General features: G+C 72.5%; 27 protein-coding genes. 12 read left to right on the top strand and 15 right to left on the bottom strand.

The window, feature by feature from the left end:
- Positions 1-18 precede the first annotated feature (18 nt).
- On the top strand, positions 19-372 hold the full coding sequence (locus DMB42_RS07145) for a nucleotide pyrophosphohydrolase (RefSeq protein ID WP_260477542.1): 354 nt from the start codon (positions 19-21) through the stop codon (positions 370-372).
- Positions 373-476: 104 nt separating this feature from the next.
- On the opposite strand, the gene DMB42_RS07140 is transcribed toward DMB42_RS07145, so the two are convergent.
- Positions 477-1,955: an MFS transporter gene (locus DMB42_RS07140; RefSeq protein ID WP_125631865.1), complete on the bottom strand. Its 1,479-nt coding sequence runs from the start codon at positions 1,953-1,955 to the stop codon at positions 477-479.
- A gap of 89 nt (positions 1,956-2,044) precedes the next feature.
- On the opposite strand from DMB42_RS07140, the gene DMB42_RS07135 reads away from it, so the two are divergent.
- A complete protein-coding gene (locus DMB42_RS07135) occupies positions 2,045-5,170 on the top strand; it encodes a BTAD domain-containing putative transcriptional regulator (RefSeq protein WP_125631863.1) in 3,126 nt (1,041 codons plus the stop codon).
- 4 nt (positions 5,171-5,174) lie between these two features.
- Here DMB42_RS07135 and DMB42_RS07130 read toward each other — a convergent pair whose 3' ends face one another.
- From DMB42_RS07130 to DMB42_RS07120, 3 genes are read right to left on the bottom strand one after another with little or no spacing between them, the layout of a single operon-like run.
- Positions 5,175-5,627 (bottom strand): SRPBCC domain-containing protein, encoded by a 453-nt coding sequence (locus DMB42_RS07130; protein WP_125631861.1) that lies wholly within the window; start codon positions 5,625-5,627, stop codon positions 5,175-5,177.
- A 37-nt stretch (positions 5,628-5,664) separates the two neighbouring features.
- A complete protein-coding gene (locus DMB42_RS07125; RefSeq protein ID WP_125631859.1) occupies positions 5,665-6,840 on the bottom strand; it encodes an MFS transporter in 1,176 nt (391 codons plus the stop codon).
- A gap of 36 nt (positions 6,841-6,876) precedes the next feature.
- Positions 6,877-7,644, bottom strand: coding sequence for a bifunctional 2-polyprenyl-6-hydroxyphenol methylase/3-demethylubiquinol 3-O-methyltransferase UbiG (locus DMB42_RS07120; protein WP_185844498.1), 768 nt, complete (start codon positions 7,642-7,644; stop codon positions 6,877-6,879).
- Positions 7,645-7,703: 59 nt separating this feature from the next.
- On the opposite strand from DMB42_RS07120, the gene DMB42_RS07115 reads away from it, so the two are divergent.
- Complete coding sequence (locus DMB42_RS07115; RefSeq protein ID WP_125631855.1) at positions 7,704-8,918, top strand: amidohydrolase family protein; 1,215 nt, start codon at positions 7,704-7,706, stop codon at positions 8,916-8,918.
- Positions 8,919-8,990: 72 nt separating this feature from the next.
- A complete protein-coding gene (locus DMB42_RS07110) occupies positions 8,991-9,683 on the top strand; it encodes a helix-turn-helix domain-containing protein (protein WP_260477541.1) in 693 nt (230 codons plus the stop codon).
- Here DMB42_RS07110 and DMB42_RS07105 read toward each other — a convergent pair.
- The 4 genes from DMB42_RS07105 to DMB42_RS07085 are packed head-to-tail and all read right to left on the bottom strand — an operon-like array spanning position 9,655 to position 12,180.
- Positions 9,655-10,281 (bottom strand): alpha-ketoglutarate-dependent dioxygenase AlkB, encoded by a 627-nt coding sequence (locus DMB42_RS07105; RefSeq protein ID WP_125632666.1) that lies wholly within the window; start codon positions 10,279-10,281, stop codon positions 9,655-9,657. The two genes, DMB42_RS07110 and DMB42_RS07105, sit on opposite strands and share 29 nt — an antisense overlap.
- Before the next feature lie 11 nt (positions 10,282-10,292).
- Positions 10,293-10,991, bottom strand: a complete 699-nt coding sequence (locus DMB42_RS54810; RefSeq protein ID WP_260477540.1) for an Ada metal-binding domain-containing protein — start codon at positions 10,989-10,991, stop codon at positions 10,293-10,295.
- Positions 10,988-11,692, bottom strand: a complete 705-nt coding sequence (locus DMB42_RS07090; RefSeq protein WP_125631853.1) for a 2OG-Fe(II) oxygenase — start codon at positions 11,690-11,692, stop codon at positions 10,988-10,990. Before DMB42_RS07090 ends, DMB42_RS54810 begins: the two co-directional genes overlap by 4 nt.
- Positions 11,689-12,180, bottom strand: a complete 492-nt coding sequence (locus DMB42_RS07085) for a methylated-DNA--[protein]-cysteine S-methyltransferase (RefSeq protein ID WP_125631852.1) — start codon at positions 12,178-12,180, stop codon at positions 11,689-11,691. The genes DMB42_RS07090 and DMB42_RS07085 overlap by 4 nt, the downstream gene beginning before the upstream one ends.
- Positions 12,181-12,230: 50 nt before the next feature.
- Between DMB42_RS07085 and DMB42_RS07080 the strand changes: the two genes are divergently transcribed.
- Entirely contained in the window at positions 12,231-13,070 is an 840-nt protein-coding gene (locus DMB42_RS07080; protein WP_260477539.1) for an alpha/beta hydrolase, read from the top strand.
- Here DMB42_RS07080 and DMB42_RS07075 read toward each other — a convergent pair.
- Positions 13,067-13,279, bottom strand: coding sequence for a hypothetical protein (locus DMB42_RS07075; protein ID WP_125631850.1), 213 nt, complete (start codon positions 13,277-13,279; stop codon positions 13,067-13,069). The two genes, DMB42_RS07080 and DMB42_RS07075, sit on opposite strands and share 4 nt — an antisense overlap.
- A 715-nt stretch (positions 13,280-13,994) precedes the next feature.
- On the opposite strand from DMB42_RS07075, the gene DMB42_RS07070 reads away from it, so the two are divergent.
- A complete protein-coding gene (locus DMB42_RS07070) occupies positions 13,995-14,615 on the top strand; it encodes a TIGR03086 family metal-binding protein (protein WP_125631848.1) in 621 nt (206 codons plus the stop codon).
- 246 nt (positions 14,616-14,861) lie between these two features.
- On the opposite strand, the gene recQ is transcribed toward DMB42_RS07070, so the two are convergent.
- Both recQ and DMB42_RS07060 read right to left on the bottom strand, forming a co-directional pair.
- Entirely contained in the window at positions 14,862-16,703 is a 1,842-nt protein-coding gene (gene recQ, locus DMB42_RS07065; RefSeq protein ID WP_125631846.1) for a DNA helicase RecQ, read from the bottom strand.
- Between the two features lie 64 nt (positions 16,704-16,767).
- Complete coding sequence (locus DMB42_RS07060; RefSeq protein ID WP_185844550.1) at positions 16,768-18,009, bottom strand: MFS transporter; 1,242 nt, start codon at positions 18,007-18,009, stop codon at positions 16,768-16,770.
- Between the two features lie 52 nt (positions 18,010-18,061).
- Here DMB42_RS07060 and DMB42_RS07055 point away from each other — a divergent pair, with 52 nt between their 5' ends.
- From DMB42_RS07055 to DMB42_RS07045, 3 genes are all read left to right on the top strand, one after another.
- A complete protein-coding gene (locus DMB42_RS07055; protein ID WP_125631844.1) occupies positions 18,062-18,823 on the top strand; it encodes an SDR family NAD(P)-dependent oxidoreductase in 762 nt (253 codons plus the stop codon).
- 28 nt (positions 18,824-18,851) lie between these two features.
- The gene (locus DMB42_RS07050) at positions 18,852-19,097 is read left to right on the top strand and encodes a type B 50S ribosomal protein L31 (RefSeq protein WP_125631842.1); all 246 of its coding nucleotides are present in this window, start codon (positions 18,852-18,854) and stop codon (positions 19,095-19,097) included.
- A 165-nt stretch (positions 19,098-19,262) separates the two neighbouring features.
- Positions 19,263-19,502 (top strand): DUF3040 domain-containing protein, encoded by a 240-nt coding sequence (locus DMB42_RS07045; protein ID WP_125631840.1) that lies wholly within the window; start codon positions 19,263-19,265, stop codon positions 19,500-19,502.
- 31 nt (positions 19,503-19,533) lie between these two features.
- On the opposite strand, the gene DMB42_RS07040 is transcribed toward DMB42_RS07045, so the two are convergent.
- The 4 genes from DMB42_RS07040 to DMB42_RS07025 all read right to left on the bottom strand — a co-directional run bounded on the left by DMB42_RS07040 (position 19,534) and on the right by DMB42_RS07025 (position 22,104).
- Complete coding sequence (locus DMB42_RS07040; RefSeq protein ID WP_125631839.1) at positions 19,534-19,782, bottom strand: DUF6343 family protein; 249 nt, start codon at positions 19,780-19,782, stop codon at positions 19,534-19,536.
- Positions 19,783-19,794: 12 nt separating this feature from the next.
- Positions 19,795-20,496: a maleylpyruvate isomerase N-terminal domain-containing protein gene (locus DMB42_RS07035; RefSeq protein WP_125631837.1), complete on the bottom strand. Its 702-nt coding sequence runs from the start codon at positions 20,494-20,496 to the stop codon at positions 19,795-19,797.
- A 16-nt stretch (positions 20,497-20,512) separates the two neighbouring features.
- Complete coding sequence (locus DMB42_RS07030; protein ID WP_185844497.1) at positions 20,513-21,196, bottom strand: DUF4344 domain-containing metallopeptidase; 684 nt, start codon at positions 21,194-21,196, stop codon at positions 20,513-20,515.
- A 170-nt stretch (positions 21,197-21,366) separates the two neighbouring features.
- Positions 21,367-22,104 (bottom strand): hypothetical protein, encoded by a 738-nt coding sequence (locus DMB42_RS07025; protein ID WP_125631833.1) that lies wholly within the window; start codon positions 22,102-22,104, stop codon positions 21,367-21,369.
- A gap of 190 nt (positions 22,105-22,294) precedes the next feature.
- On the opposite strand from DMB42_RS07025, the gene DMB42_RS07020 reads away from it, so the two are divergent.
- The 3 genes from DMB42_RS07020 (at position 22,295) to DMB42_RS07010 (ending at position 25,042) form a co-directional block, all read left to right on the top strand.
- On the top strand, positions 22,295-23,167 hold the full coding sequence (locus DMB42_RS07020; RefSeq protein WP_125631831.1) for a sugar kinase: 873 nt from the start codon (positions 22,295-22,297) through the stop codon (positions 23,165-23,167).
- A gap of 190 nt (positions 23,168-23,357) precedes the next feature.
- Positions 23,358-24,347 (top strand): LacI family DNA-binding transcriptional regulator, encoded by a 990-nt coding sequence (locus DMB42_RS07015; RefSeq protein WP_125631829.1) that lies wholly within the window; start codon positions 23,358-23,360, stop codon positions 24,345-24,347.
- A gap of 59 nt (positions 24,348-24,406) precedes the next feature.
- The gene (locus DMB42_RS07010) at positions 24,407-25,042 is read left to right on the top strand and encodes a tetratricopeptide repeat protein (RefSeq protein ID WP_125631827.1); all 636 of its coding nucleotides are present in this window, start codon (positions 24,407-24,409) and stop codon (positions 25,040-25,042) included.
- Positions 25,043-25,272: the final 230 nt, after the last annotated feature.

Here is a 25,272-nt window from a genome sequence, read left to right as displayed (position 1 = left end):
CCGTTAGGGGCGGGTGGCGTGAACGAGGAACTGGAGTCGCTGGCCGTACGGCTGCGGGAGTTCGCGCGGGAGGGTGACTGGGAGAGGTTTCACACGCCGAAGAACCTGGCGATGGCGCTGGCGGGGGAGGCGGGGGAGCTGGTGGCGGAGTTCCAGTGGCTGACGGCCGAGGAGTCGGCGAGCCCGGACACCGACACGCTGGCCCGCATCCGTGCCGAGCTGGGTGACGTGACGTTGTACCTGGTCCGGCTGGCCGACGTCCTGGGGGTGGACCTGGTGGCGGCGGCCACGGACAAGCTGGCCGACAACGAACGGCGCTACGACGCCACCGGCTACCGCGGTTCGGCGCGCAAGGCGCCCCCGTCCGCCTGACGCCGTTCCGCGTCCAGAACCCCTCGTTCTACGTCCGGAACCCGCTGGGGGAGGACGCGGAAGACCGCCGGGCGGGCCGGCGGTCGAGGCGGGGCAGAGGGGCGTCAAGAGGTGGGGCGGTGGCCGCGGAGGGTGAGGAGGGCGAACAGGGCCAGGCCCGCGAAGACCACCGCGCTCACGGCCCCCACCGTGTTCAACCCCGCCGTGAACGCGGCCCTGGCCGGCTCCAGCAGGTCGGGCAGGTCCTTGGCGGCGGTCACTGCCGCGCTGATGCTCTCCCTGACCGCCTCGACCGGCAGGTGCTCGGGAAGCCGGTCGCGGTAGACGGCCGTCCCGAGGCTGCCGAGCACGGCCACCCCCAGCGCCACCCCGAACTCGCCGCTGGTCTCGGTCAGCGACGCCGCCGACCCGGCCTTCTCGGCGGGCGCGGCCGTCATGATCACGCTGTTGCCCGCGCCCATCGGCAGCGCGATGCCCGCCGAGGCCAGGACCAGCCCGGTGACGACCAGCCCGGTCCCGCCGGCGCTCGGGACCAGGGTGTGCAGGAACAGCCCGACCGCGCCCAGCCCCAGCCCGGCGGCCATCACGTACGCGGTGCCGACCCGGGAGGCCAGCCGTGGCGCGGCCGTCAGGGCCACGATCATGGCCAGGTTCTGCGGCACCAGCCACAACCCGGCGCGCAGCGGTGACAGCGACTCCACGGTCTGCAGGTACTGGGTGGTCATGAGGGTGGTCCCGGCCATGACGATCCCGCCGAGCGACATGATCCCCAGCGTCGCCGCGAACGCCCGGTTGCCGAACAGCCGCAGATCCAGCAGCGGATTGGCGAGCCCGCGCTGCCGCCGGACGAACACCACGCCGAAGACGGCCCCGGCGACGATCGCCGCCACGGGAACGAGCTGCCACCCGCCGCGCGCGACCTCCTTGAGCCCGTAGATGGCCGGCAGGATGGTCGCCAGCGACAGGGCCACGCTGGCCGGGTCGAGGCGGCCGGCGTTCGGGGCGCGGTACTCGGGGAGCAGCAGCCGTCCGGCGACCAGCACCGCCGCCATGAACGGCACCCCCATGAGGAACGCCGACCCCCACCAGAAGTGCTCCAGCAGCAGCCCGCCCACCAGCGGCCCGACCGCCATGCCGAGCATGAAGCAGCCGTACCAGAGGCCGATCGCGGTCCCCATCTGGCGGCCGTCGGTGAACATCGTACGGATCAGCGCCAGCGACGACGGCAGCAGCGTGGCCCCCGAGATCCCGAGCAGCGCCCGCGCCACGATGAGCATCTCCGCGTTCACCGAGTACGCGGCGGCCACCGAGGCGGCGGCGAAGGCCACGGCGCCGATCAGCAGCAACCTGCGGCGTCCGATCCGGTCGCCCAGCGTCCCCATGGTGACGAGGAACCCGGCCAGCATGAACGAGTAGATGTCCAGGATCCACAGTTGCTGCGGCGCGGAGGCCCCGAGACCGGAGCTCAGGTGCGGCAGCGCCAGGTAGAGCACGCTCAGGTCGATGGAGAGCAGCAGGGCCACCGAGGCCAGGACCGCGAGGCCGGTCCATTCCCGCCGTCCCGCGAGGGTGCTGGTTGTCATGTCATTCCCCTTTCCGTCGTCTCCACGGTGCTGGAGCCCGCTTCAGGTGTTCTTCTCGTGCGCTTACGGCGCCGCATAAGGTGACGGACATGCGTTTTGGGGTGCTTGGTCCGCTGGCCGTGTGGACCGACGCGGGGGAGCCTGTGACGATCCCCGGGCTCAAGGTCCGGGCGCTGCTCGCCGACCTGCTCGTCCACGAGGGGCATCCGGTCTCGGCCGACCGGCTGGTCGACGACCTGTGGGGAGAGGAGCCGCCGGGCAACCCGGCGGGCGCGCTCCAGGTGCGCGTCTCCCAGTTGCGCAAGGCGCTGGAGGACGCCGAGCCCGGCGGCAAGAACCTCGTGGTCTCGCGGGCGCCCGGCTACCTGCTGCGTACCGATCCCGGCGCCCTGGACGCGGCCCGCTTCGCCGAGCTGCTGACCCGGGCCGAGGCGGCCGACAGCCCACGGGCCAGGGCGGGGCTGCTGGCCGACGCCCTGGCGCTGTGGCGGGGGCCGGCGTACGCGGACTTCGCCGACGAGGAGTACACCAGGTCGGCGATCGTACGGCTGGAGGAACAGCGGCTCACGGCGCTGGAGCAGCACGCCGAGGCCCGGCTCGACCTGGGCGAGCACGGGCTGCTCGTCGGCGAGCTGGGCGACCTGGTGGCCCGGCACCCGCTGCGGGAACGGCTGCGCGCCGTGCACATGCGCGCGCTCTACCGCGCCGGACGGCAGAGCGACGCCCTGGCCGGCTTCGCCGAGCTGCGCGAGCGCCTGGCCGAGGACCTGGGCCTCGACCCCGGCCCCGAGCTGGTCGCGCTGCACCAGGCGATCCTGGGCCAGGACCCGGCGCTGAGCCTGCCCGCCGAGCGGCCCACGACGAACCTGCCTACCCCCGTCAGCAAGCTCGTCGGCCGGGACGAGGCGCTGGCCGAGCTCTGCTCGCTGGTGAGCGCCGAGCGGCTGGTCACGCTCACCGGCACCGGCGGCGTCGGCAAGACCAGGCTGGCGCTGGAGGCGGCCCACCGGCTGCTGGACGGGTTCGCCGACGGCGCCTGGCTGGTCGCGCTCGACCAGGCCACCCACTCACCCGCCGAGGCGATCACGGCCGCGCTGGACATCCGGGAGGACCCGTCCGGCGGCGCCGTCCACGAGCGGCTGGCCGCGGCGCTGCGGACCAGGCGCGTGCTGCTCGTGCTGGACAACTGCGAGCACGTCGTCGAGCAGGTCGCCGAGGTGGCCGAGACGCTGCTGGCCGCGGCGCCCCACCTGACCGTCCTGGCCACCAGCCGCGAGCCGCTCGGCGTGGACGGCGAGGTGTTGTGGAGCGTCCCGCCCCTCGACCTGCCCACGGGCACGGACCTGACGGAGATGGCCCGCTCGGACGCGGTCCGGCTGTTCGTCGCCAGGGCGGCAGCGTCGGCGCGCGGGTTCGCGCTGGAGGCGGGGAACGCGCAGGCCGTGGCCCAGCTCTGCCGGCGGCTCGACGGCATCCCGCTGGCCCTGGAACTGGCCGCGACGCGGGTGCGGGCGCTCGGCGTCCAGGGCGTGGTGGACCGGCTGGACGACCGGTTCAGGTTGCTGGCCTCGGGCCGCAGGGGCGCGCCCGCCAGGCAGCAGACGCTCACCGCGGTGATCGACTGGAGCTGGGACCTGCTGTCCGACGAGGAACGGGTGGTGCTGCGCCGGCTGGCCGTGCACGCCGACGGCTGCACGCTGGAGTCGGCCGAGGCCGTCTGCGCCGAGCCGGGGCTCGACGTGCTCGACCTGCTGGCCCGGCTGGTCGACCGTTCGCTCGTGGTCGTCGCCGAGGGTACGGCCGGGGTCAGGTACCGGCTGCTCGAATCGGTGTCGGAGTACTGCGTGGGCCGCCTCGCCGACGCCGGCGAGCTGGCCGCCGTACGCCACGCGCACCTGGACCACTACCTGGACCTGGCCGTACGGGCGGAGCCCGGGTTGTACGGCGGTGACCAGCGTGACCGGCTGCTGCTCCTGGACGCCGAGTCGGCCAACATGCGGGCCGCGCTCGACACCGCGATCGCCGAAGGGGCCGCCGAGACCGCCGCGCGCCTGGTCAACGCGCTGGCCTGGTACTGGTTCCTGCGCGGCCGGCTGGCCGAGGGCAGGCGTTCGCTGGCCGCGGCGCTGGCCGTCGAGGGGCCGGACGGCCCGGCGCGGCACCGGGCGGCGGCCTGGCACGCCGGGTTCGCGCTCATCCTGGGCGAGCAGGTCGTGTGGGAGCCGCTGCTGGAGCGGATCGCCGATCCGGGCGAGCGGGCCAGGGCCGAGCTGTTCGTCGGCATGAGCGTGCCCGACATGGTCAACGGCCAGGAGCTGACCCGCCGGGCGCTGGCGGCCTGCCGCGCGCACGGCGACACGTGGGGCGTCGCCGTGGCGCTGTCCAGGCAGGCGCGCGACGCGTTCACCCTGCGGGACGGCGAGGCGCTGGAGCGGGACGCGGAGGAGAGCGCGCGGCTGTTCGGCGAGCTGGGCGACCGCTGGGGCATGTTGCAGGCCACCGAATGGCTGGCCGGCGCGGCGGAGATGGCCGGCGACCACGAGCGGGCGAGCCGGCTGTTCGCCGAGGGGCTGCGGATGGCCGAGGATCTCGGCCTGTGGCCGGAGGTGGCCGGGCGCATCGCGTGGCTGGGCTGGATGGCGCTGCACGGCGGCTCGTACGACCAGGCCATGGAGCTGTGCGGACGGGCGATGAAGCTGGCCGTCGGCCAGGGCAACAAGATGGGCGAGACCATGGCCGAGATGGGCCTGGGCTTCGCCGCGCGCCGAGCCGGGCTGCTCGACCTGGCCGAGACGCACCTGCTCCACCTGCTGGAGGGCCTGCCGCGCGACCCCGCCGTCGAGCCGCCGCTGCACCTGCCGGACCTGCTGATCGAGCTGGGCCACGTCACCGAGCGGCGCGGCGACCCGGCCGCGGCCATGGAGCTGCACCGGGAGGCGCTGGCCGCCGCGGTCAGGATCGGCGACCCGCGTACGGCGGCGGCGGCCGTCGCGGGCGCGGCGTCGGCGGCGGGGCCGACCGAGCGGGCGGCGGTGCTGCTGGGGCTGGCCGCCGCGGTCCGCGAGCAGATCCGGACGCCGTCGACCGCCTCGGAACGCGAGGAGGACGAGCGCGTGACGGCGAGGGTCCGCGACGCGCTCGGCGAGCGGGCCTTCTCGGAGGCGTACGCGCGGGGCGGGGCGTGCAAGCTGGACGACGCGCTGGGCCTGCTCTGACGTGTCAGCGGCCGACCTGCTCGGCCAGGCGGTCGAAGAACTCGTCCCAGCCGGCCCTGGCCTGCTCGGCGTGCTCCTGGTCGGTGTTGACGCCGTACTGGTGGAAGCGCATCTCGGTGTGGCCGTCCCGGTCGAGCAGGTCGAGCGTCACCACCGAGGCCGGGCCGTCACCGGGGGCGTCGGGGTCGCCGGTCGTGAACACCAGCCGCGCGGGCGCCTCGACCTCGCGGTAGGAGCCGTCCAGGGTGACCTCGAACCCGTCCTCGCCGACGAGCGTCGCGCGCCACCGGCCGCCGGGGCGGGCGTCGAGGGTGATCCGGCCGACCGGGGCGGCCAGCATGCGGGGGCCGAACCAGCGGGAGAAACGCTCGGGCTCGGTCCAGGCGGCGTAGACGTTCTCGCGGGGGGCGTCGAAGGTGCGGACGATCTCGTACTGGGCGGTCTGTGTCGTGCTCATGCCTCCACGATGCGGGAACGGACTTAAGGTCGGCTTCTCATGGCCTTACGGAGATCTGCCGCACCGGCCGTACGGACAGCAGCGCCAGGCAGCCGGCGACCGCGACCAGCGCGGAGACGGTCAGCAGCTCGCGCGCGCCCACCAGGCCCGCCATCGGCCCGGCCAGCGCCTGCCCGATCGGGACGGCCATGGTCGAGCCGCCGATCTCGTACGCGCTGACCCGGTTCAGGGCCTCGGCCGGCACCAGCGTCTGCACGCTCGTCGCCCACATCACCGACCAGAACGCCCACCCGGCCCCGCCCAGCACGTGGCAGGCCATGATCACGCCGAGCGGCAGCCCGGCGGCGAAGCTCAGCGGCTCCAGCGCGAACAGGAACATGCCGATCCCGCCCGCCGCCAGCGGCCTGGCCGGCCTGACCCGCAGCGCCAGCAGCCCGCCGACGATCGTGCCCGCCCCGCTCGCCGACATGACCAGCCCGTACGCGGTCTGCCCGTACGTGTCGGTGACGATCACCGAGCCCAGTGGAATCAGCGGCCCGAACAACGTGATCCCGAAGATCACCCAGATCAGGATGACGCTCCACATCCACGTACGCGAGCGGAACTCCCGCCAGCCCTCCCGCAGTCGTACGAGCACCGGCTCCTCGCCCGAGCCCGTCACCCGCGTCCGCATGAGCAGCAGGCACACGGCGCTGATCGCGAACCCGGCCGAGTCGATGGCGAACACGACACCCACTCCGGCCAGCCCGGCCAGCGCGCCGGCCAGCCCCGGCCCGAGCAGCTGCATGATCGCCTCGGACATGCGCAGCGTGGCGTTGGCCCGCTGCACGTCGGGCGCGACCCGCGCGACGGTCCCCGCCACGCCGGGCTGGTACATGGCGGACGCCGCCCCCGCGATCGCCGACAACGCCAGCACCTGCCACAACTCCGGCCTGCCCAGCAGGAACAGCACCGCCATGGCCGCCTGCGTGGCCACCCTGACGACGTCGGCGCCGATCATCATCCGGCGGGGGGTGAAACGGTCCATGAGCACGCCGCCGAACAGGATGAGCCCCGCCATCGGCACGGTCCAGGCGGCCAGGGCCAGCCCCACGCCGGTCGCGCCGTAGCCGGCGTCGTGCAGGGCCAGCGCGGTCGCCACGGGGGTGATCGCCCAGCCGAGCATCGACACCGTACGGGCGGTGAAGAAGAGCATGAATTCCCGCGTCCACATGGACGGCCATCATGCCCTAATAAGTAAAGCTTCTTATCAGATGGGGTGAGCTACGAGGGCGTAGCGGCCGGCGTCCGGGTGGTAGGTGGACTCCGCGACGGCGAAGCCCGCCTCCTCGACGCGCCCGCGCAGCTCCGCCTCCGTGAACGGGACGAAGTCGAGGGTGTAGCGGCGGTGTCCGACCCGGCCGTCCTTGCCCTCCAGCACGAGCACCACCTCGGCCTGGATCGGCGGGCCGAATTCGGGCGGGAACGTCCAGACGTACAGGCACAGGCAGCGCACGCCGTCGCGCTCCCTGAACTCCTCGGCGGCGACGATCCGCTGCCGCTCGCGCTGGAGCAGCTCCCAGTTGCGGGAGTCCACGACCAGCGTGCCGCCGGGCGCGAGCGCCCGGCGCATGCCCGCGAGCGCGGCCACCATGGCCGCCCGCGAGCCGGTGTGCACGAGCGAGTTGCCGAGACAGAACACCAGGTCGAACGGGCCGGGCAGCGACCCCGGCAGGTCCTGCCACAGGCAGGTCGCGAACTCCACGCCGGAGACCCGGCGAGCGGCCTCCTCGACCATAGCGGCGCTGCCGTCGGAGCCCAGGAGCCGCAGGCCGCGCCCGGCCAGGGCCATCACGTCGGTGCCGATCCCGCACGCGCAGTCCAGCACGGACGCCCCCGGCGGCAGGGCGTCCACCACGGCCTCCACCAGCCGTTCGTTGCCCGGCGAGGTGCCGCCGGGCGTGCCGGGAGGCAGGACGACCCGGTCGGGGAAGATCCAGTGGTAGTCGGCGGCGAGATCGCGGTAATAGTCCCGCATGTCGCGATCGTCGCACGAGGGGCGGGCGCGGTCCATGCCCGTGTGGCAATGTGGGAGCTATGCGGATCATCCGTGCCGACACGGTGCTCACCGGGCGTCCCGGAGAGGTCATCGCGGACGGCGAGGTGCTGATCGACGGCTCGCGCATCCTCTCGGTGGGCCCCCGCGGCAGCGCCGGAGAGGCGCCCGAGGTGCTCGACCTGCGCGGCCACACCCTCCTGCCCGGCCTGGTCGACGCGCACGTGCACCTGGGGTTCGACGCCCGGGTCGACCGGGTGACCGGGCGCAGCGCCGAGAACGACGGCCGCCTGCTGCTGCGCATGGCCGAGAACGCCCGCAAGCTCGTCTCCGCCGGCGTCACCACCGCCCGCGACCTCGGCGGGCGCTCCTTCCTCGACCTCACCCTGCGCGACGCCGTCGAGGACGGCCTGGCCGTCGGACCGCACCTGCTCGCCGCGACCCGGCCGATCACCGTCACCGGCGGCCACTGCTGGTACATGGGCGGCGAGGCCGACGACGAGCCGTCCGTGCGCCGGGTGGCCAGGGAGAACCTGCGGGCCGGCGCCGACTGCCTCAAGGTCATGGCCTCGGGCGGCGAGATGTCGCCCGGCTCGGTGCCGAGCTGGCGGGCCCAGTACCCGGCCGCCCTGATCAGGGTCGCCGTGGAGGAGGCGGCGGCGCGCGTCGAGACCGTCGCGGCGCACGCCCACGCCCCCGAGTCGATCCGCAACGCGCTGGAGGCCGGGGTCACCACGATCGAGCACTGCACGTTCCACACCACGCAGGGCCCGGCGTACGATGCGCGGCTGGCCGAGGCCATCGCCGAGAGCGGCACGTACGTGTGCCCCACCGTTCACGGGCAGTTCTGGAACCTGCGCGCGCTCATCGGCGCCGAGCCCATGGACCGCTGGCTGGGCAACGTGGCCGCCATGCGCGCGGCCGGGATCAAACTCGTCGCGGGGACCGACACCGGGTTCGCCATCGCCGGGCTCGACAAGCGCACCGACGACTACGTGTCGGGGCTGGAGGTCTTCGCCGAGGCCGGGTTCGGCAACGCCGAGATCGTCGAGCTGGCCACCGTACGCGCCGCCGAGGCGTGCGGGGTGGGGACGGAGACCGGCAGCCTGGAGGCGGGCAAGCGCGCCGACCTCATCGCGGTGCGCGGCAACCCGCTCGACCGCCTGGCCGACCTGCGCGAGCTCGAACTCGTCCTGGTGTCGGGGCGTTCGGTCGGCCAGCGGCACGTGGACACCGTGACCTCGTCGGTCGGCTGAGCCGCCGATGTCCGCCCGGCTCGCCCGCCGCCTGTCCGCCTGAGGGCGCACCGGCGCGCTAGGCTGCCGCGTGTGGAGTTGAAGGAGCAGGTACGCGAGCTGCGCGCCCAGGGCAGGTCCCCGAAGGAGATCGCCCGGGCGCTCAAGGTGTCGCCGTCGGTCGTCGCGCCCCTCGTGCGCGCCATCGCCGCCGAGAACGTGACCACCGGCGAGCCCGAGGTCGTCGGGTGCTGGATGAACGTCGGCTGGAGCGCCGGGCTGGGCGTCGACCCGTCCAAGGGCTGGATCGACGAGGCCCCGGAGTCGGGCGCGGGCGGCATGGTGTGCGTGCTGGTCGCCCGGCGTCACACCTGGGACAGGATGACGGTCTGCGGCTACCTCGCCGACGTCTACTGCCTCGGCGTGAAGAACACCATCGGCCCCGACGTGCTCGACGAGCGCGACCTGCGCCGGTTCCGCGAATACTTCTTCGGCGAGTACGCGGCCTACCAGGAAGTGCCGATCGAGCTGGCCCAGCACCTGGTCTTCGGCTCCGTCGACCACGCCCGCACGCTCGGCTTCGAGCCCCACGAGGACTTCGCGCCGGTCAGCGACCTGCTGGGCAAGTGGGAGGGCGGCTCGGCCATCACCTTCGGCCGCGACGGCCGCCCCTTCTACACCCCGGGCCCGCACGACGACCCCGGCAAGGTGCTGCGCATCCTGCGCCGCACCCTCACCGACGACCAGTTCGACTACTTCATCGAAGACCCGTCACCCGCATCGTGATGTTGAGGCGACCGGCGGCCAGCCCCGTGGCGGGGTCGCCGGTGCCCGGGTAGACCTTCGGCACGCCGTGGTAGGCGAACCGGGACGCGCCGCCGAACACGAACAGGTCCCCCGAGGCCAGCTCGACGTCCGTGTACGGCTTCCCGCGCGTCTCGGTGTTGCCGAACCGGAACAGGCACGTGTCGCCGATGCTCAGTGACACCACCGGGGCGTCGGAACGTTCGTCCTTGTCCTGGTGCATGCCCATCTTGGCCTGGCCGTCGTAGAAGTTGACCAGCGCGGTGTCCGGGTCGTACCCGTCGTCCGGGTGACCGTAGGCGTCGGCGAGCGCGCGGCGGCCGAGGTCGCCCAGCCAGGCGGGGAACTCGGCGACCCGCCGCCCGTTCACGTCGTGGGCCTCGCGCGTGTAGCGGTACGGCTGCCAGTGCCAGCCGACGCACACCGTTCGCACCGACATCACGCCGCCCCTGGGCAGGACGGTGTGCCGGATCGGCACCGGGCCGGTGGCCCAGGCACGGCAGGCGCGGACCAGGTCCTGCTGCTCGCCGAGGGTCAGCCAGCCGGGGACGTGCACCGCGCCTGGGGCGATCTCGCGCATGGGGTTGGGGATCACGATGGTTCCCGATATATCAGGTTTCGTCCTATTTTCCAGGGTTCGCCGCTCGTGTCGGCTCCGCGCATGCCTTCCAGTGTTCCAGGGCCGGCCAGGGCGACCGCGCGGGCCGTGGCCGCGAAGCCGTAGGTGCGGTCCGGGTCCCAGTCCGTGCTGCGCCGCAGGCGTTCGCTCATCCCGGCCCATCCCGCCGGGGCGCCCGCGACCACCCAGGCGTCGGGGGCGCCCGCCGTGAACCGCCTGGCCTGGCGCAACCACGACGCCGCCGTCTCCGGCCAGGCGACCACCGCCAGCACCGTCCCCTCCCAGGCGGCCGCGAACGCCGCGCCCAGGTGCGCGCCGTCCCGACCGTGCCCGATCACGACGGCCTCCGCCCTCGGTCGCTGGGCACGCAGCAGGGTGAGCACGCCGTCCAGCTCGCGCCGGTCTCCGGCCGCCTTCCAGACCGCGTACTCGCGGGGCAGGCACACCGCGCACGGCCGGTATCCCGCCGCCACCGCCGTGGCCGCGTCGGCGAAGAAGACGCGGTGCCGGACGTACCCGCCGCGCGCCACGGCCCGCAGCGCCGAGGGGCAGTCGAGCCGTCCGTACAGCCGGGCGCGCCGGTGTCCGCCGAGCGTCCCCGGCACCGGGCTGAGGTAGGCGCGGCCGTCCACGCCGACCAGCTGGTACGCCGCATCGTGTCCGTACGTCATGCCGCATCGTGGAGGACCAGGCCGAGGGTGTGCCGCAACCCCGAACGTACGGTGCTGACCCCGTGCCGCACCGGCGAGGCCGACCAGCCGCGCGAGGAGCGCACCGGCCGGTCGCGGGTCGTGAAGATCAGCCCGTGCCCCTGCGGCAACACGGTCACCGTGCCCCGCGACTGGGCCCTGGGCCGCTGCTCCACCAGCAGGAACTCGCCCCCGGTGTAGTCCTCATTGGGCCGGTCGAGCCCGATCACGACCTGGAGCGGGAACACGAGGTCGCCGTACAGGTCGCGGTGGAGGGCGTTCCAGTCGTTCTCGCGGTAGCGCAGCAGGATGGGCGTCGGCTTGGTCTGGCCCGCCGCGTGACACATGTCCAGCCATTCGCCGAAGTCGTCCGGCCACGGCGCGGGCTGTCCCAGCCGGGCCGCCCAGTCGCGGGCGATCGGCAGCAAATGGGGATAGAACGCCGCCCGCAACGCCTCCACCAGCGGCGGGAACGGCTGACGGAAATACCGGTACTGGCCCGAACCGAACCGGTAGCGGGCCATGTCGATCGTGGAACGGAACCGTCCCGGCTCGTCGTACAGACCGGAGATCTCCGCGCACTCCTGCGGCGAGAGCAACTGCGGCGTCAGCGCGCAGCCGTGGGCGTCGAGCTCCCCGGCCAGCCGCTGCCAGTCGGCTCGCGCCACCTGCGTACCGGTCATGACAACACGCTCCAGAGCTGCGGCTGGAGCGCGCCTTCGAGGGTGAGCAGGTCGCGCTTGCGGTCGAGGCCGCCCGCGTAGCCGGTCAGCGCGCCGGACGCGCCGACCACCCGGTGGCAGGGGACCACGACGAGCAGCGGGTTAGCGCCGATCGCCGCGCCGACCGCGCGGACGCGGTCCCGCGCCGCTCCGGCGCGGGCGGTCAGCTCGCCGTAGCTCGTCGTGCTCCCGTACGGCAGCGCCGCCACCTCTGCCCACACCCGCTGCTGGAACGCCGTCCCGTGAGCGGCGAGCGGCAGGTCGAACGCGGTACGCCCGCCCGCGAAGTACTCCTCGAACTGCCGCGCGGCCGTCCCGAACGCGGCCGGATCCCGGCGTCCGGGCGGCGGCGCGCCGACGTCGAACGACACGCGCGTCAGACGTCCCGTGCCGTCGCCGACGAGGAGAATCTCGCCCAGCGGGCTGTCGATGATGGTGTGGATGTCCATACTCTCTACAACACCGGCGCGTCCGCGGAAGTCAGCGGTTTTCGGACGTCGTGGCAGCATGGGAGAGGACGATCACGGCCGAGTCGCGAGAGCACACCTTCACCGGCACGCGGGGGCTCAACGTCGTCCGCGAATGGCCGCACGACCACCCCCGCTACCTCGCCCTCCTGGTCCACGGGTACGGCGAGCACATCGGCCGCTACGACCATGTCGCCGACCGCCTGCTCCGGCACGGCGCCGCCGTCTACGGCCTCGACCACATGGGCCACGGCAGATCGGCGGGCGAACGCGTGCTCGTCGAGGACTTCGAGGACGTCGTCACCGACGTGCACGCCGTCGAGGAACGCGCCAGGGCCGACCATCCAGGCGTACCGGTCGTGGTGATCGGCCACTCCATGGGCGGCCTGATCGCCGGCCGGTACGCCCAGCGCTACGGCGAGGGCCTGACCGCGCTGGTGTTGTCGGGCCCGGTGATCGGCGAGTGGGAGGTCATCCCCGCGCTGATGGGCCTCGACGAGCTGCCCGACATCCCCATCGACCCGGCCACGCTCTCCCGCGACCCGTCGGTCGGGGCGGCGTACGCGGACGATCCGCTGGTCTGGCACGGGCCGTTCAAGCGGGCCACGGTGGAGGCGTTCGCGGCGACGCTGGACGCCATCGCCAAGGGCGGCACGTTCGGGTCGTTGCCCACCTTGTGGGTGCACGGCGACGACGACCGCCTCGTACCGCCGGCCGGGAGCCGGGCCGGGGTGGAGGCGGTCAAGGGAACCGACCTCACCGAACGCATCTACGCCGGAGCCCGGCACGAGGTGTTCAACGAGACCAACAAGGACGAGGTGCTCGACGACGTCCAGGAATTCGTGGACCGGGCGCTGGGCGTACGCGGCTAGGCGACCGGCAGCCAGAGGTGGCCCGTACCGCGGGTGCGGCTGAGCTCGATCCGCCAGCAGCCGCGCTTGGGGAACACGATCCCGGTGCCCCACTCGTCCCCGGGACGGTGCCACGTCGATCCGTCGTGCTCCTCCGGCCCCCAGTCGAGCCGGGCCGTCGTACCGTCGGGCAGGGAAGCCCTGACCGTGAGCGGCCCCTCCCCGGTCATCCGCCAAACAATCTTGACCGGCTTACCGTGCGCAACCGGGAGCCGATCAACAAACACCAGCCCCCACACCTCCGCATCCCCAGAAACTCCCCGCACCTCCGGAAACCCACCACCCTCCGCACGACGCCCACCCCGGCAATCAGGACCGGTCGGAGGGCCGGAGTCCGTCCGGCCAGTGGGGTCGGCGCTGGGGGCTGCGCTCGGGTCGGTCCCACCCCAGGGTCCCGAGCTCGGGCTCACGCTGATGCCCGGAGAGAGCGCCTGACCCGAGGTCGCCGCCGGGGCGGTGGCACGGTCGTCCACAGCGCGGGAACCTGCGGTGCTCTCACTCGCGGCTCCGGAGCCGGTGGTGCCGTTGCTTGCCGCAGGTGCGCCTGCATGGTCGCCGTCCGGCCCGCACCCCGCCACCACCAGCAGCAACGCCGCCACCGGGACGGCCGCCAGCCTCATCGTCACCATCCTCATGCCCCACTTACCGCCCACCCGGCCGAAAGGTTCCCCGCAGCCGTATGGCGCCCACGCCCGCCAGAACCACCGTCACCCCCTGGCACAAGATCCGCAGGTCACGAAAGGCCCCGCCCTCGAAAGCGCCCCCCACCAACCCCGACAGCACCCTCGCGCCGCCCCTCCCGCCGCCACAAGGAACGGCCCCCAACCCCGACAGCGCCGATGATTTTCCACCCTCCCCCCGGTCTCCATCACCGAAGGAGGCGACATGAACGAACGGGCACGGGCATTGACGGCAGGGGTGGCGCTGCTTGAGCGGGCCATCGACTACACCTTGGGCAGCCTGCGCGTGGTCAGCCCCGCCGTGCTCTGCCGCCCCACCCCATGCGCCCGCTGGAATCTCCAGGCGCTGCTCGACCACATGCAGGACTCCTTCGAGGCCCTGAACGAGGCCGCCCTCGGCCACGTCGCCCCCACCCGCAGCCCCGTCCCCGTCGGCGGCCCCGCTCCCGTCGGCGGCCCCGCCCTGCGTAACCCTGCCCTGTGCAACCCCGCCCTGCTGCTCAGAGACGGCGCCACGGAAGTGCTCGGGGCATGGGCCGGCACGATCCGGACCGAGGTGATCTCCGTGGGGAACGTGCCCATGACGGCGCCGATGGTGGCCGTGGCGGGCGCCATCGAGATCGCCGTGCACGGCTGGGACATCGCGCGCGCCTGCGGAGAACGCCGTCCCATCCCGCCCGCGCTGGCCGAGGAGCTGCTGGACATGGTCCACCTCTTCGTCACCGACCAGGACCGCCCGGTCCGCTTCGCCGCCCGGAGACGGCCTCCCGCACTCGGGAGCGCGCAGGACCACCTCCTCGCCTACCTCGGCCGCGACCCCAACTGACGGGGTGACCGGGCCCCCAATCGGCGGCGGCACCCCGTACGATCAAAGAGGGACACGGGGCCCGGCATTCATCCGGCCGGTCGCGGGCCAGGAGCCTCGACCAGGTCGGCCAACGTGGTGGCGACGACCGTTCTTCGTGCGGCCGTCGCCATCACCCCGAACTCCCACGCAGCACTCCCACGCAGCACTCCCACCGCGCGCTCCCGTCCCGCCCCGCACCCGCGCCCAGCCGGCCGCGAGAGGCGGTCAGCTGTCTTCGGCGGTGGCCTGGAGCACCTCCAGCACCTGTTCCCCGTATTTGGCGAGCTTGTTCTCCCCGACCCCGTTGACCCGGCTCAGCTCCGCCAGCGAGGACGGCGACAGCGTGGCGATCTCGCGCAGCGTGGCGTCGTGGAAGATGACGTAGGCGGGCACGCCCTGCTCCTTGGCGACGGCGCCCCGCCAGGCGCGCAGTCGTTCGAACACCGCCGCCGCCTCGGCGGGCAGGTCGGCGGGCGGCTGGCCCTTGGCTCCGAAAGCCCCGGAAGCGCCGGACGACCTGGACGCCCGCGACGCCGGACGGACCGGGTCGCGGCGCAGCGGCACCTCCCGCTGCCCGCGCAGCACGTCGGCGCTGGCGTCGGTGAGCACCAGCGTGCCGTGGTCGGACTCCACCGCGAGCAGCCCCTGCGCCAGCAGTTGCCGCACCACGCCGTGCCACTCGGCGTTGCCGAGGTCGGTGCCCACGCCGAACACGGTCAGCGAGTCGTGGCCGTGCTGGAGCACCTTGGCGGTCGTCTTGCCGAGCAGGATGTCGACCACCTGCCCGACGCCGAACTTCTGGCCGCGCTCCCGCTTCAGCCGGAGCACGGTGGACAACACCTTCTGGGCGGCGATCGTGCCGTCCCAGGACTCGGGCGGGGTCTGGCAGGTGTCGCAGTTGCCGCAGGGCTCGGCGCCCTTCTGGCCGAAGTAGTCGAGCAGCATGACCCGGCGGCAGCCGACGGTCTCGCACAACGCCAGCATGGCGTCGAGGTGGAGCACCTGGCGGCGGCGGTGGGCCTCGTCGCCCTCCAGGGCCATGCGCCGGTGCTGGACGACGTCCTGGAGGCCGTAGGCCATCCAGGCGGTCGCGGGCTGGCCGTCGCGCCCGGCCCGGCCGGTCTCCTGGTAGTAGCCCTCGACCGACTTGGGCAGGTCGAGGTGGGCGACGAAGCGCACGTCGGGCTTGTCGATGCCCATGCCGAACGCGATCGTGGCCACCACGATCAGCCCGTCCTCGCGTAGGAAGCGGGCCTGGTGGGCGGCACGGGTACGGGCGTCGAGCCCCGCGTGGTACGGCACCGCCGCGATGCCGTTGTCGGCCAGGTAGGCCGCGATCTTCTCCACGGACGAGCGCGACAGGCAGTAGACGATGCCGGAGTCGCCCTGGTGCTCGGTGCGCAGGAAGTCGAGAAGCTGCCGCTTGGGGTCGCTCTTGGCGGTGATGCGGTAGTGGATGTTGGGCCGGTCGAAGCCGGCCACGAAATGGCGGGCCTGGTCGAGCCCGAGCCGGCTGGAGATCTCGGCGTGGGTGGCCGGGGTGGCGGTGGCGGTCAGCGCGATGCGCGGCACCTGCGGCCAGCGCTCGCGCAGCTCCGACAGCGCGAGGTAGTCGGGCCGGAAGTCGTGGCCCCACTGGGAGACGCAGTGGGCCTCGTCGATGGCGAACATCGAGATCTCGCCCTTGGTCAGCAGGCGCGTCGTGGCCTCGACGCGCAGCCGCTCGGGCGCGAGGTAGAGCAGGTCGAGCTCGCCGGCCAGGAACTCGGCCTCCACGAGCTGGCGCTCGTCGAAGTCTTGCGTGGAGTTGAGGAAACCGGCCCGCACGCCGAGCGCGCGCAGCGCGTCGACCTGGTCCTGCATGAGCGCGATCAGCGGCGAGACGACGACCCCCACGCCGGGGCGCACCAGGGCCGGGATCTGATAGCACAGGGACTTGCCGCCGCCGGTGGGCATCAGCACCAGCGCGTCGCCGCCGTCCACGACGTGGTCGATGATCTCCTGCTGACCCGGCCTGAACGAGTCGTAACCGAAGACGCGGTGCAGAACCTCGGTGGGGGTATCCATGCGGCTACCTTACGTGGTCGTCGGCCGACGTTCCGTCAGTTCCGCCGACGGCGGACCGGGGGCCTCAGGTCGGCTCGGCGGGCAGCGCGTCGCCCTGCTCCCGCGCCCGTCCGTAACGATCGTAGGCCACCAGCGAGAGCGCTCCGAGCACGCAGGCCGCCGCCACCGAGGCCATCACCGCCGGGTACCCGGCGACCTGCGCCACCGCCGCCGACAGCAGCGGGGCCACCGCCTTGGCCATCGTGACGGGCAGGGCGAGCGTGCCGTTCAGCGTCGCGTACGCGGCCGTGCCGTACCGGTCGGCGAGCAGGGCGGGACGGGCGATCGTGGCCACCCCGAACCCCAGCCCGAACAGCACCACCCCCGCGACGGCCCCCGCCCGGCTGTCTCCCGCCAGCGGCAGCAGCAGCGCGGCCACCCCCTGGACGGCGAACATCGCCGCCGTGATCAGCGCCACCGGCCACCGGCCCTGCAACCCCGTCGTGACCAGTCGTCCGGTCACCGACAGCACCCCGAGCAGCCCGGCCACGCCCGCCGCGAACACCGGCGGATGCCCGAGCGCGATCAGGTACGTCACCAGCAGCACCCCCATGACCGCCACCGCCCCCGTCTGGGCCAGGAAGGCGGCCACGAGCAGCCAGAACGGCCGCTCGCGCAGCGCCGAGCCGACGATCTCCCGCCTCTCGGCGGGCGGCGACGGCGAGCCCCGCCCCCGTACGGCCAGCGCGTGCAGCGGCACGGCCGTCAGCGTGTACCCGGCGGCCAGGACGGCCAGCGCGTGACGCCACCCGTACCGGTCCACGAGGAGCCCGGTCAGCGGCAGGAAGACGGTGGAGGCGAACCCGGCCACCACGGTCACGGCCAGCAGCGCGCGCGCCCGCCGCGGCGCGTCGAAGGTGGCGACGATCACCGCGAAGGCGGCCTCGTAGAGCACCATGGCCGAGGCGATCCCGAGCACCGCGCACACCAGGTAGAGCTGCGCCACCGTGCGCACCTGCGACCACGCCAGCACCGCGAGCCCGCCCAGCAGCGACCCGGCGGTCATCAGCGCACGCCCGCCGTGCCGGTCCAGCAGGCGTCCGACGGCGGGCGCGACCAGGGCGGAGACCAGCACAGACAGCGTGATCGCGCCGGTGAGCTGGGCCACCCCGGCCCGCAGGTCCCGGGCCATCGGGGGGATGAACACGGAGAAGGCGTAGTAGAGCACGCCGTAACCGGCCGTCTGCGTGATCGCGAGCGCGCCGACCACACGGGCCTGCGACCTCGGACCGGGTACGGCGATCACGCCTGGTTCGTGCCCGTTCATCACCTGGGAACACGGTGATGCGGGTCACCCCGGGCGCAGTAGCGTCGGAGGCATGAGTCTTTCCTACGTGGTGACCGGCGGCGGGCGTGGCATCGGGAAGGCCGTGGTCCAGCGGCTCCTGGGCGAGAAGGACACGGTCGTCGTCATCGACCGTGACGGCGGCTCGCTGTCCTGGACGGGCCCCAGGGTCGTCCCGGTGGTCGGCGACGCGGCCGACGAGGAGCTGGTCTCCTGGGCCGCCGACCGGGCCCAGGAGGCCGGCACGCTGGCGGGCTGGGTCAACAACGCGGCGATCTTCCGTGACGCCTCCGTGCACGACGCCCCGACCGCCGAGGTACGTGAGCTGATCGGGGCAAACCTGGACCTCGCGCTGGTGGGCTGCGCGGTCGCCGTCCGCCGTTTTCTCGCGTCGGGCACGCCCGGCGCGATCGTCAACGTCACCTCGCACCAGGCCACCAGGGCGGTCCCCGGCAGCCTGCCCTACGCCACGGCGAAGGCCGCGATCGAGGGGCTGACCAGGTCGCTGGCCGTCGAGTACGGCCGGTACGGCATCAGGGTCAACGCCGTCGCGCCCGGCTCGGTGGCCACGGAACGCTACGAGGACTTCCTGGCCTCCAGGAGCGCCGACGAGGTGGTGGGCGTCGAGCGAGAGATGGCCAGGCTGCACCCCCTGGGCCGGGTCGCAGCCCCGGAGGAGGTGGCCTCGGTCGTGGCGCATCTGCTCTCGCCGGACGCCTCGTTCGTCAACGGGGCCACGATCCCCGTGGACGGCGGCCGGAGCGTGCTCGGAATGGACCCGGAAGCAAGGGAATGAAAACCATTGTCACCCGGTTGAGGGGGGCATGAAGAAGAACCAGCACCCCTCGTACCGTCCGGTCGTCTTCCGCGACCCGAGCGCCGGCTTCGCCCTTCTCACCCGCTCGACCCTGACGAGCGACAGGACCGTCGAGTGGGAGGACGGCAGGACCTACCCGGTCGTGGACGTCGACGTGTCGTCGGCCAGCCACCCGTTCTACACCGGCCGCAGCCGCGTCCTCGACACCGAGGGCCGCGTCGAGCGCTTCAACCAGCGCTACGGCAGGAAATAGTCGTACAAGACTTGACCCGCCCCCGCCCGTTCCTTGCCTTTCAGGCCGGAGCGGCCGGGGCGTCGGCATGTGGGGGGCATCTGAGGACCTGCGGAAGCCGGCGGGCATGCTGAGGCTACTCGTGGGTACAAGGCTCTCACCGGCGTGGGAGCAATGGTGATCGCTATGGGTCTCTCTGGAAGGGAACGCCGCATCCTCGCTGAGATCGAGCAGGGCCTCGAACGGGACGACCCCGAACTGGCCCGGCGCGTGGCGGCGATCAACAAGATCGAGTCCGACGGGATCGACTACCCTCGGGCCTACAGTGACCGGCTGCGGGTGTGGGCGCTGACCCACGTCTGGATCATCTTCGCGGTCGCGGGCGTGGTGATCGTGCTGCTCCTGCTGGCCGTGCTCACCACATGACGTCCCCGCGCGGTGCTCACCGCGTGACGGCCTAGCGCGGTCCGTCGCGGTCGCGGCGGTGCCTGAGCACCGCCAGGTCCACGGCCGCCACCGCCGCCGCGCCGGCGCCGATGGCGGCCTCCCAGACCCACACCTGCTCTCCCGTGGCCATCGCGCGGGCCACGAAGAAGATCGTCGCCACCACGGCGACGATCAGGGCGATCCACGACAGGATCCGCCTCGCGCGCAGCGGGCTGCGCGCGGTCACCGGCTCGGTGCCCTCGCGGTTACGCAGCCACATGCCGGTCTCCTCTCACGCCAGGCACCGCAGGGCGGCGGCGACCCGCGGGTCGAGCCCGTCGGTCGGCAGCCGTCCCACGGTGGCCTCCACGAAGTCCGGGTACGACAGCGACGTGCTGCCCCCGTCGACGCTCACCCAGATCTGCTCGGCCGTCTGCTCGACCTGGGCCCTCGAATCCTGCTCGGCCAGTACGAACCGCCCGACGGCCACTCGCCAGAACGTCCTGTAGTCGATCTCCTCCGCCCGCACCGGCGCGCCGACGTCGTCGGCGTTGGTGGCGTACTCGGAGTCGTAGTGGAAGGTCTGCAGGCCCACCGGGTACGCGCCCGCCATGGTGTCGATCAGGGCGTCCGGCCCGAGGGCGCGCATACGCTCGCGGGTCTCGCCGTTCTTGGTGCGCCACTCCTGGAGCACCTCCTCGACGGGCAGGCCGCGACGCTCCCGTACGGACCACTCGTTGAAGTCGTTGAACCCGGTCACCCCCTCGGCGGCCACATGGGTGAGCAGCTCCTGCACGGTCCCGTCGAGGCAGGCGTGGTTGTAGGCCTCCTCACCGGCCAGGTCGGCGAGCACGTCGCGCACCGACCACCCCGCGCAGCGGGAGGGACGCGCCCACCCCGCCTCGTCCAGCCCGTCGAAGAACCGGTCGAGGCGGGCCGCCTCGGTGTCGAAGATGTCGAACGGGTCGAAGTCCCTGAGCAGCTCCTCAGCCATACACCGCACGTACCCCCTAGGCCCCGACTTTCACGGCGAGGGATCCCAGATCCGACCTGGCCCGGTCGTACTCCGCCCGGCAGGAGGGGGCGCGTTCGGCCGGAACCCAGCCGCCCTTGGCGATGCGGGCGTACTTGGCCGGGTCGGCGCCGTACAGGAGGCAGGCGAACGTGGCGGACGCGGCGGTCCCGGACAGGTGGTCCGCGTCGGTGTGCGCGGCCAGCAGGTGGCGGGCCTCGGCGGCGGCCACGACGTGACGGCTGTCGCGCGCGGTCAGCGTCAGCGCGGCGAACCGGTCGGCCTGCTCGCCGTCGCCCGGCAGGCCGTTGAGGGCGGCCAGGGCGTGGCCGAGCTGGTGGTGGTAGAGCGCGGCCAGGGCGCCGTCGACGCGGGCGGGGGTGGTACGGCTGTCGGCCTCCTCGGTCTCGGAGATGCCCGTGATCGTACGGTTGATCTTGGTGACCAGCGAGTAGCAGATCGTGATCCGCCGTTTGCCGTCGTTCCAGGTGGCGCGGGGGGAGTCGCAGCCACGTGCCACCACCTCGACCCCGTCGAGGCGGGTCCGCAGCACGCCGCTGTCCTTCAGCAGCTTCCTGGCGTGCTGGTCGCGGGCCGTGCCGGCGGGCTCGTACCGCACCGAGGGCGCCGTCCCCAACGTGCTCGTCAGGCTCAGGACGAGGGCGATCAGGGGGTTCGGCATGTGGGGGCTCCTGTCGATCGACGCGCGCTTGCAAATGGGACTGTCCATGCGGCGATCAACTGATCGATAAACCTGCGTAAAGGTAAAGGAGCCGGGGAATGGCGAAGGCCCGGCCCCCCACCAGGGGGACCGGGCCTTCGAAATGATCAATCAGTGTCGATCTTTATTGATCAACGGTGCCAGGAGCGGTAGACCTTGACGTAGTCCTGACGGCTCTCGGAGCCGTTGAGCTCGTCGTTGCCCTCGTAGACGGCCTTGAACGTGCCGCTCTTCCAGGCGCGGGTCTTGGTGGAGAACTTGCCGCCCCACTTGGTCTTGGTGGAGGCGACCCACTTCCAGCCGCTGGAGCCGTTGGCGCGGTAGTAGACGTTGACCTTCTCGCCGCGCAGGCCCTCCCAGCCTTCGTCGTCGACCTGAAGGCGACCGGAGAAGTAGATCGAACGGCCCTGGCGGACCTTGTACGGGTCGGCCGTGAAGCGCGAGACGCGGGTGTCCGCCTTGCCCTTCTGGACCTCGACGCTGAAGAACGCCGAGTCGGTGGCGACCTGCTTGTTGTCCTTGTCGAAGGCCACGGCGGTGGCCTTCCACTTGCCGGCGAAGTCGTTCTCGTTGAACGGAACGGCGAAGCGCCAGCCCTCAAGGTCCTTGACGTCCTTGGCACGGAAGGTACGGAACTCGCCCTGCGGGGCGACGCTCAGGGTGACCTTCTCGACGTCGGAGCTGGCGCCGATGTCGAAGTACGCGGTGGTCTCGCTGCCGGCCTTGACCACGACGGGGTTGGGCGTGATGTCGCGGATCTTGAGCTCGGTCGCGTGCTTGGTCGCGGTGGCGGAGGCGGCGCCCGCGCCGGAGACCAACATGGCCCCGCCCACGAAGGCGGTGATGATTCCTACTGCGATCTTTCTCATGAGGGTGCTGATTCCTCTCCCCGTATCGACTCGAAGCCGGCACCGGGGCGCGCCGGCTTCCTCTACTACTTTGAGCCACAGATTGGGAGAAAGGTTCGCTAAAGTTACAGAAAATATTTGATCACGGTCTTAACCAGGTGTTATGCGAGAAAATCAATCGCCCCATGCGTGACCAACTACAGTCTGGCCCATGACGGACGTCTACACGCTCGGTGAGCCCCTCGGAGTTGTCTCCAGCGGCCGGGTGCGCCACGAGAACGAGGCCAGACTGGACGTCTGCGGCCCCGAGCTCACCCTGGTCGTCGCCCTGTCCAGGCTCGGGCACAGATGCGCGTACGCCGGCCGGGTCGGGGACGACGAACTGGGCGCCAGGGCACTGACCGTGCTCAAGGGCGAGGGCGTGGACGTCGGGGACGTGCGCGTGGTCGAGGGGGCGCGTACCGGGATGTTGCTCAGGGAGGTGCGCGTCGGCCGTGAGCCGGTGACGGCCCAGTACCGCACCCGCTCGGCCGGGTCGCGGCTGACGCCGGGCAACGTGCCGGTCGACCGGGTGGCCGCGGCGAAGATGTTGCACGTGACCGGCGTCACGGCGGCCCTGGGCCCGGACGCGCTCGACGCCGTCCACACCGCCGTCGGCGCGGCCAGGACGGCCGGGATCATGATCTCCTTCTCGGTGGACTACGTGCCCGAGTTGTGGCCGTCGGTCCGCGAGGCCGAGGAGGTGCTCGGCGAGCTGGCCTGCGAGGCCCACCTGCTCTTCCTCGCCCAGGACGAGCTCGACCTGGTCAAGCCCGCGCTCACCCCCGAGCGTGAGGTCGTGGTCAACCGGGGCGTGAAGGGCGCCAGCGTACGCGCCGACCGCATGCGTTACGACGTGACCGCCCCTCAGGTGCCCGTCGTGGACATGGCGGGCTCGGGAGAGGCGTTCGCGGCCGGTTACATCAGCGCCGCGCTCGACGGGCTGACCCCGCAGGAGCGGCTGCACCGGGGCGCGCTGCTGAGCGCGGCGGCGATGACGAGCGTGAGTGACTGGCAGGGTTTGCCGACCAGGACGGAGCTGTGACGCAGAACTCTGCAACCGTTTGACGTGATTGCGCAAACATTTGACTGGCGATTGTCGTGAGGTGGCCCTTACTTTTCCCGGTGGGCGCGGGAAAACGGGGCTGAAGGCCGTACTCGGGCGGGGTTGGAGTGCCAGGTGGGGCTACGTAAGTGATCGCAAACACTTGCGCTGAAGGCCGTATAGTTTGCGCATGACGCGACGACTCGCAGAGGTGGCGAAGAAGGTCGGGGTGAGCGAGGCGACGGTCAGTCGCGTGCTCAACGGCAAGCCGGGTGTCTCCGACGCCACGCGAGAGGCCGTGCTGACCGCGCTCGACGTGCTCGGCTACGAACGCCCCACCCAGTTGCGCGGCGACCGCGCCCGCCTGGTCGGCCTGGTGCTCCCCGAGCTGCAGAACCCCATCTTCCCCGCCTTCGCGGAGGTCGTCGGCGGCGCCCTGGCCCAGCAGGGTTTCACCTCCGTGTTGTGCACCAGGACCGTCGGCGGCGTCTCCGAGGCCGACTACGTCGATCTGCTGCTCCAGCAGCAGGTCAGCGGCGTGGTCTTCGCCGGTGGCCTCTACGCCCAGGCCGACGCCTCGCACGACCACTACGAGCTGCTGCACGAGCGCAAGCTGCCGACCGTCCTGGTCAACGCCGCCGTCGAGCGGCTGGACTTCCCGCAGGTCTCCTGCGACGACGTGGTGGCCGCCGAGATGGCCCTGTCCCACCTGCGCGCCCTCGGCCACGAACGTGTCGGCATGGTGCTCGGCCCGAAGGACCACATGCCCTCCAGGCGCAAGCTTGAGACGTTCCAGGCCGGCGGCGGCGACCCGGGGCTCGTCGAGCACACGATGTTCTCGCTCGAAGGCGGCCACGCCGCCGCGGCCCGGCTGGTCAAGCAGGGTGTGACCGGCGTGATCTGCGCCAGCGACCTGCTCGCGCTCGGCACGGTCAGGGCGGCCAGGCGGGCGGGCCTGACCGTGCCGGGCGACGTCTCGGTCATCGGATTCGACGACTCGGCGCTGATGAACTGCACCGATCCGCCGCTGACCACCGTCCGCCAGCCGATCGACGCGATGGGCCGGGCCGCGGTCGACCTGCTGGTGGCCCAGATCGACAAGGCGGTCGTGCCCGCCGACGAGCTGCTGTTCGAGCCGGAGCTGGTGGTCAGGGCCTCGACGGCACGGGCCCGCGACTGACGGGTCCGCCTCCCTCGTACGCCCCCGCGCCGCCGACTGCGTCCCGTAAATTTGGAAAAATGTGGATCGAACGGGCCAGAGAGCTCTACGAGCGCGCCATCTACGCCGGCGACGACACAGTGCCGGCCACGGCCGACCGCGAGCTGGACGCGGTGGAGGCCGAGCTGTCCCTGGCCAGAGGCCGGATCCTGCACCTGCGGTTCCTGACGGGCCAGGAGGCGGACCCGCGCGAGCTGCCGCTGTTCGAACGGGCCACCCGGCTGTTCAGGGAGCTCGGCGACCGGCGCGGAGAGGGCGAGTCGTCGTTCTGGGAGGGCTGTTACCACCAGCTCGTGAACGGCGACCTCGACACCGCTCTGCCCCTCTTCGAACGTGCGGCGGAACTGGCCGCGCAGGCGGGGGACCAGGCCACGCTCGCGGAGGTGCTCAGGCACCAGGGCATCGCGGCCCACCGGACCGGGCGGCTCGACGAGGCACGCGAGAAGCTGACCGAGTCGTCCCGGTTGCGGCGGGAGTTCGGGCTTCCGGCCGGGGTCGCCTCCAACCAGGTCGGGCTGATCCGTATCGCCGCCGCCCAGGGGCGCCACGACGAGGCGCGGGCGCTCGCCGACGAGGCCCGAGCCCTGGCCGACTCCTGCGGCGCCACCCGTATCGCCGCCCATGTCGAGGAGGCCCGCGCCACCATCCCCACCTGATCGGGCCCGCCGCACCTCTGCTCACCACCGTCCAGTCGTACGCGCCGTCGTCCGGTACGGGCAGCCAGGCGACGGCCACGTCCACCTGCCCGTCGCCCAGCCCGACCGTCGGGTCACCCCAGGCGACCTGGCGGAAGCGCTCCTCACGCGCCGAGGCCACCGCCCGCCGCGCGCCCTCCCACTGCTCGATGATCTGCCGGGCCAGCGGCAGCACGGCGGGCCCCGCCGGG

It is taken from the genome of Nonomuraea sp. WAC 01424, from assembly GCF_003947315.1.
GTDB lineage: Bacteria > Actinomycetota > Actinomycetes > Streptosporangiales > Streptosporangiaceae > Nonomuraea > Nonomuraea spiralis.
This window is presented reverse-complemented; position numbering and strand designations above follow the sequence as displayed.

Bases quoted from the DNA above. Each gene is read 5' to 3' on its own strand.
- DMB42_RS07140 (WP_125631865.1), bottom strand. From the start codon at position 1,955: ATGACAACCAGCACCCTCGCGGGACGGCGGGAATGGACCGGCCTCGCG.
- DMB42_RS07135 (WP_125631863.1), top strand. From the start codon at position 2,045: ATGCGTTTTGGGGTGCTTGGTCCGCTGGCCGTGTGGACCGACGCGGGG.
- DMB42_RS07130 (WP_125631861.1), bottom strand. From the start codon at position 5,627: ATGAGCACGACACAGACCGCCCAGTACGAGATCGTCCGCACCTTCGAC.
- DMB42_RS07125 (WP_125631859.1), bottom strand. From the start codon at position 6,840: ATGTGGACGCGGGAATTCATGCTCTTCTTCACCGCCCGTACGGTGTCG.
- DMB42_RS07120 (WP_185844498.1), bottom strand. From the start codon at position 7,644: ATGCGGGACTATTACCGCGATCTCGCCGCCGACTACCACTGGATCTTC.
- DMB42_RS07115 (WP_125631855.1), top strand. From the start codon at position 7,704: ATGCGGATCATCCGTGCCGACACGGTGCTCACCGGGCGTCCCGGAGAG.
- DMB42_RS07105 (WP_125632666.1), bottom strand. From the start codon at position 10,281: ATGCGCGAGATCGCCCCAGGCGCGGTGCACGTCCCCGGCTGGCTGACC.
- DMB42_RS54810 (WP_260477540.1), bottom strand. From the start codon at position 10,991: ATGACGTACGGACACGATGCGGCGTACCAGCTGGTCGGCGTGGACGGC.
- DMB42_RS07090 (WP_125631853.1), bottom strand. From the start codon at position 11,692: ATGACCGGTACGCAGGTGGCGCGAGCCGACTGGCAGCGGCTGGCCGGG.
- DMB42_RS07085 (WP_125631852.1), bottom strand. From the start codon at position 12,180: ATGGACATCCACACCATCATCGACAGCCCGCTGGGCGAGATTCTCCTC.
- DMB42_RS07075 (WP_125631850.1), bottom strand. From the start codon at position 13,279: ATGACCGGGGAGGGGCCGCTCACGGTCAGGGCTTCCCTGCCCGACGGT.
- DMB42_RS07070 (WP_125631848.1), top strand. From the start codon at position 13,995: ATGAACGAACGGGCACGGGCATTGACGGCAGGGGTGGCGCTGCTTGAG.
- recQ (WP_125631846.1), bottom strand. From the start codon at position 16,703: ATGGATACCCCCACCGAGGTTCTGCACCGCGTCTTCGGTTACGACTCG.
- DMB42_RS07060 (WP_185844550.1), bottom strand. From the start codon at position 18,009: ATGAACGGGCACGAACCAGGCGTGATCGCCGTACCCGGTCCGAGGTCG.
- DMB42_RS07055 (WP_125631844.1), top strand. From the start codon at position 18,062: ATGAGTCTTTCCTACGTGGTGACCGGCGGCGGGCGTGGCATCGGGAAG.
- DMB42_RS07050 (WP_125631842.1), top strand. From the start codon at position 18,852: ATGAAGAAGAACCAGCACCCCTCGTACCGTCCGGTCGTCTTCCGCGAC.
- DMB42_RS07045 (WP_125631840.1), top strand. From the start codon at position 19,263: ATGGGTCTCTCTGGAAGGGAACGCCGCATCCTCGCTGAGATCGAGCAG.
- DMB42_RS07040 (WP_125631839.1), bottom strand. From the start codon at position 19,782: ATGTGGCTGCGTAACCGCGAGGGCACCGAGCCGGTGACCGCGCGCAGC.
- DMB42_RS07035 (WP_125631837.1), bottom strand. From the start codon at position 20,496: ATGGCTGAGGAGCTGCTCAGGGACTTCGACCCGTTCGACATCTTCGAC.
- DMB42_RS07030 (WP_185844497.1), bottom strand. From the start codon at position 21,196: ATGCCGAACCCCCTGATCGCCCTCGTCCTGAGCCTGACGAGCACGTTG.
- DMB42_RS07025 (WP_125631833.1), bottom strand. From the start codon at position 22,104: ATGAGAAAGATCGCAGTAGGAATCATCACCGCCTTCGTGGGCGGGGCC.
- DMB42_RS07020 (WP_125631831.1), top strand. From the start codon at position 22,295: ATGACGGACGTCTACACGCTCGGTGAGCCCCTCGGAGTTGTCTCCAGC.
- DMB42_RS07015 (WP_125631829.1), top strand. From the start codon at position 23,358: ATGACGCGACGACTCGCAGAGGTGGCGAAGAAGGTCGGGGTGAGCGAG.
- DMB42_RS07010 (WP_125631827.1), top strand. From the start codon at position 24,407: ATGTGGATCGAACGGGCCAGAGAGCTCTACGAGCGCGCCATCTACGCC.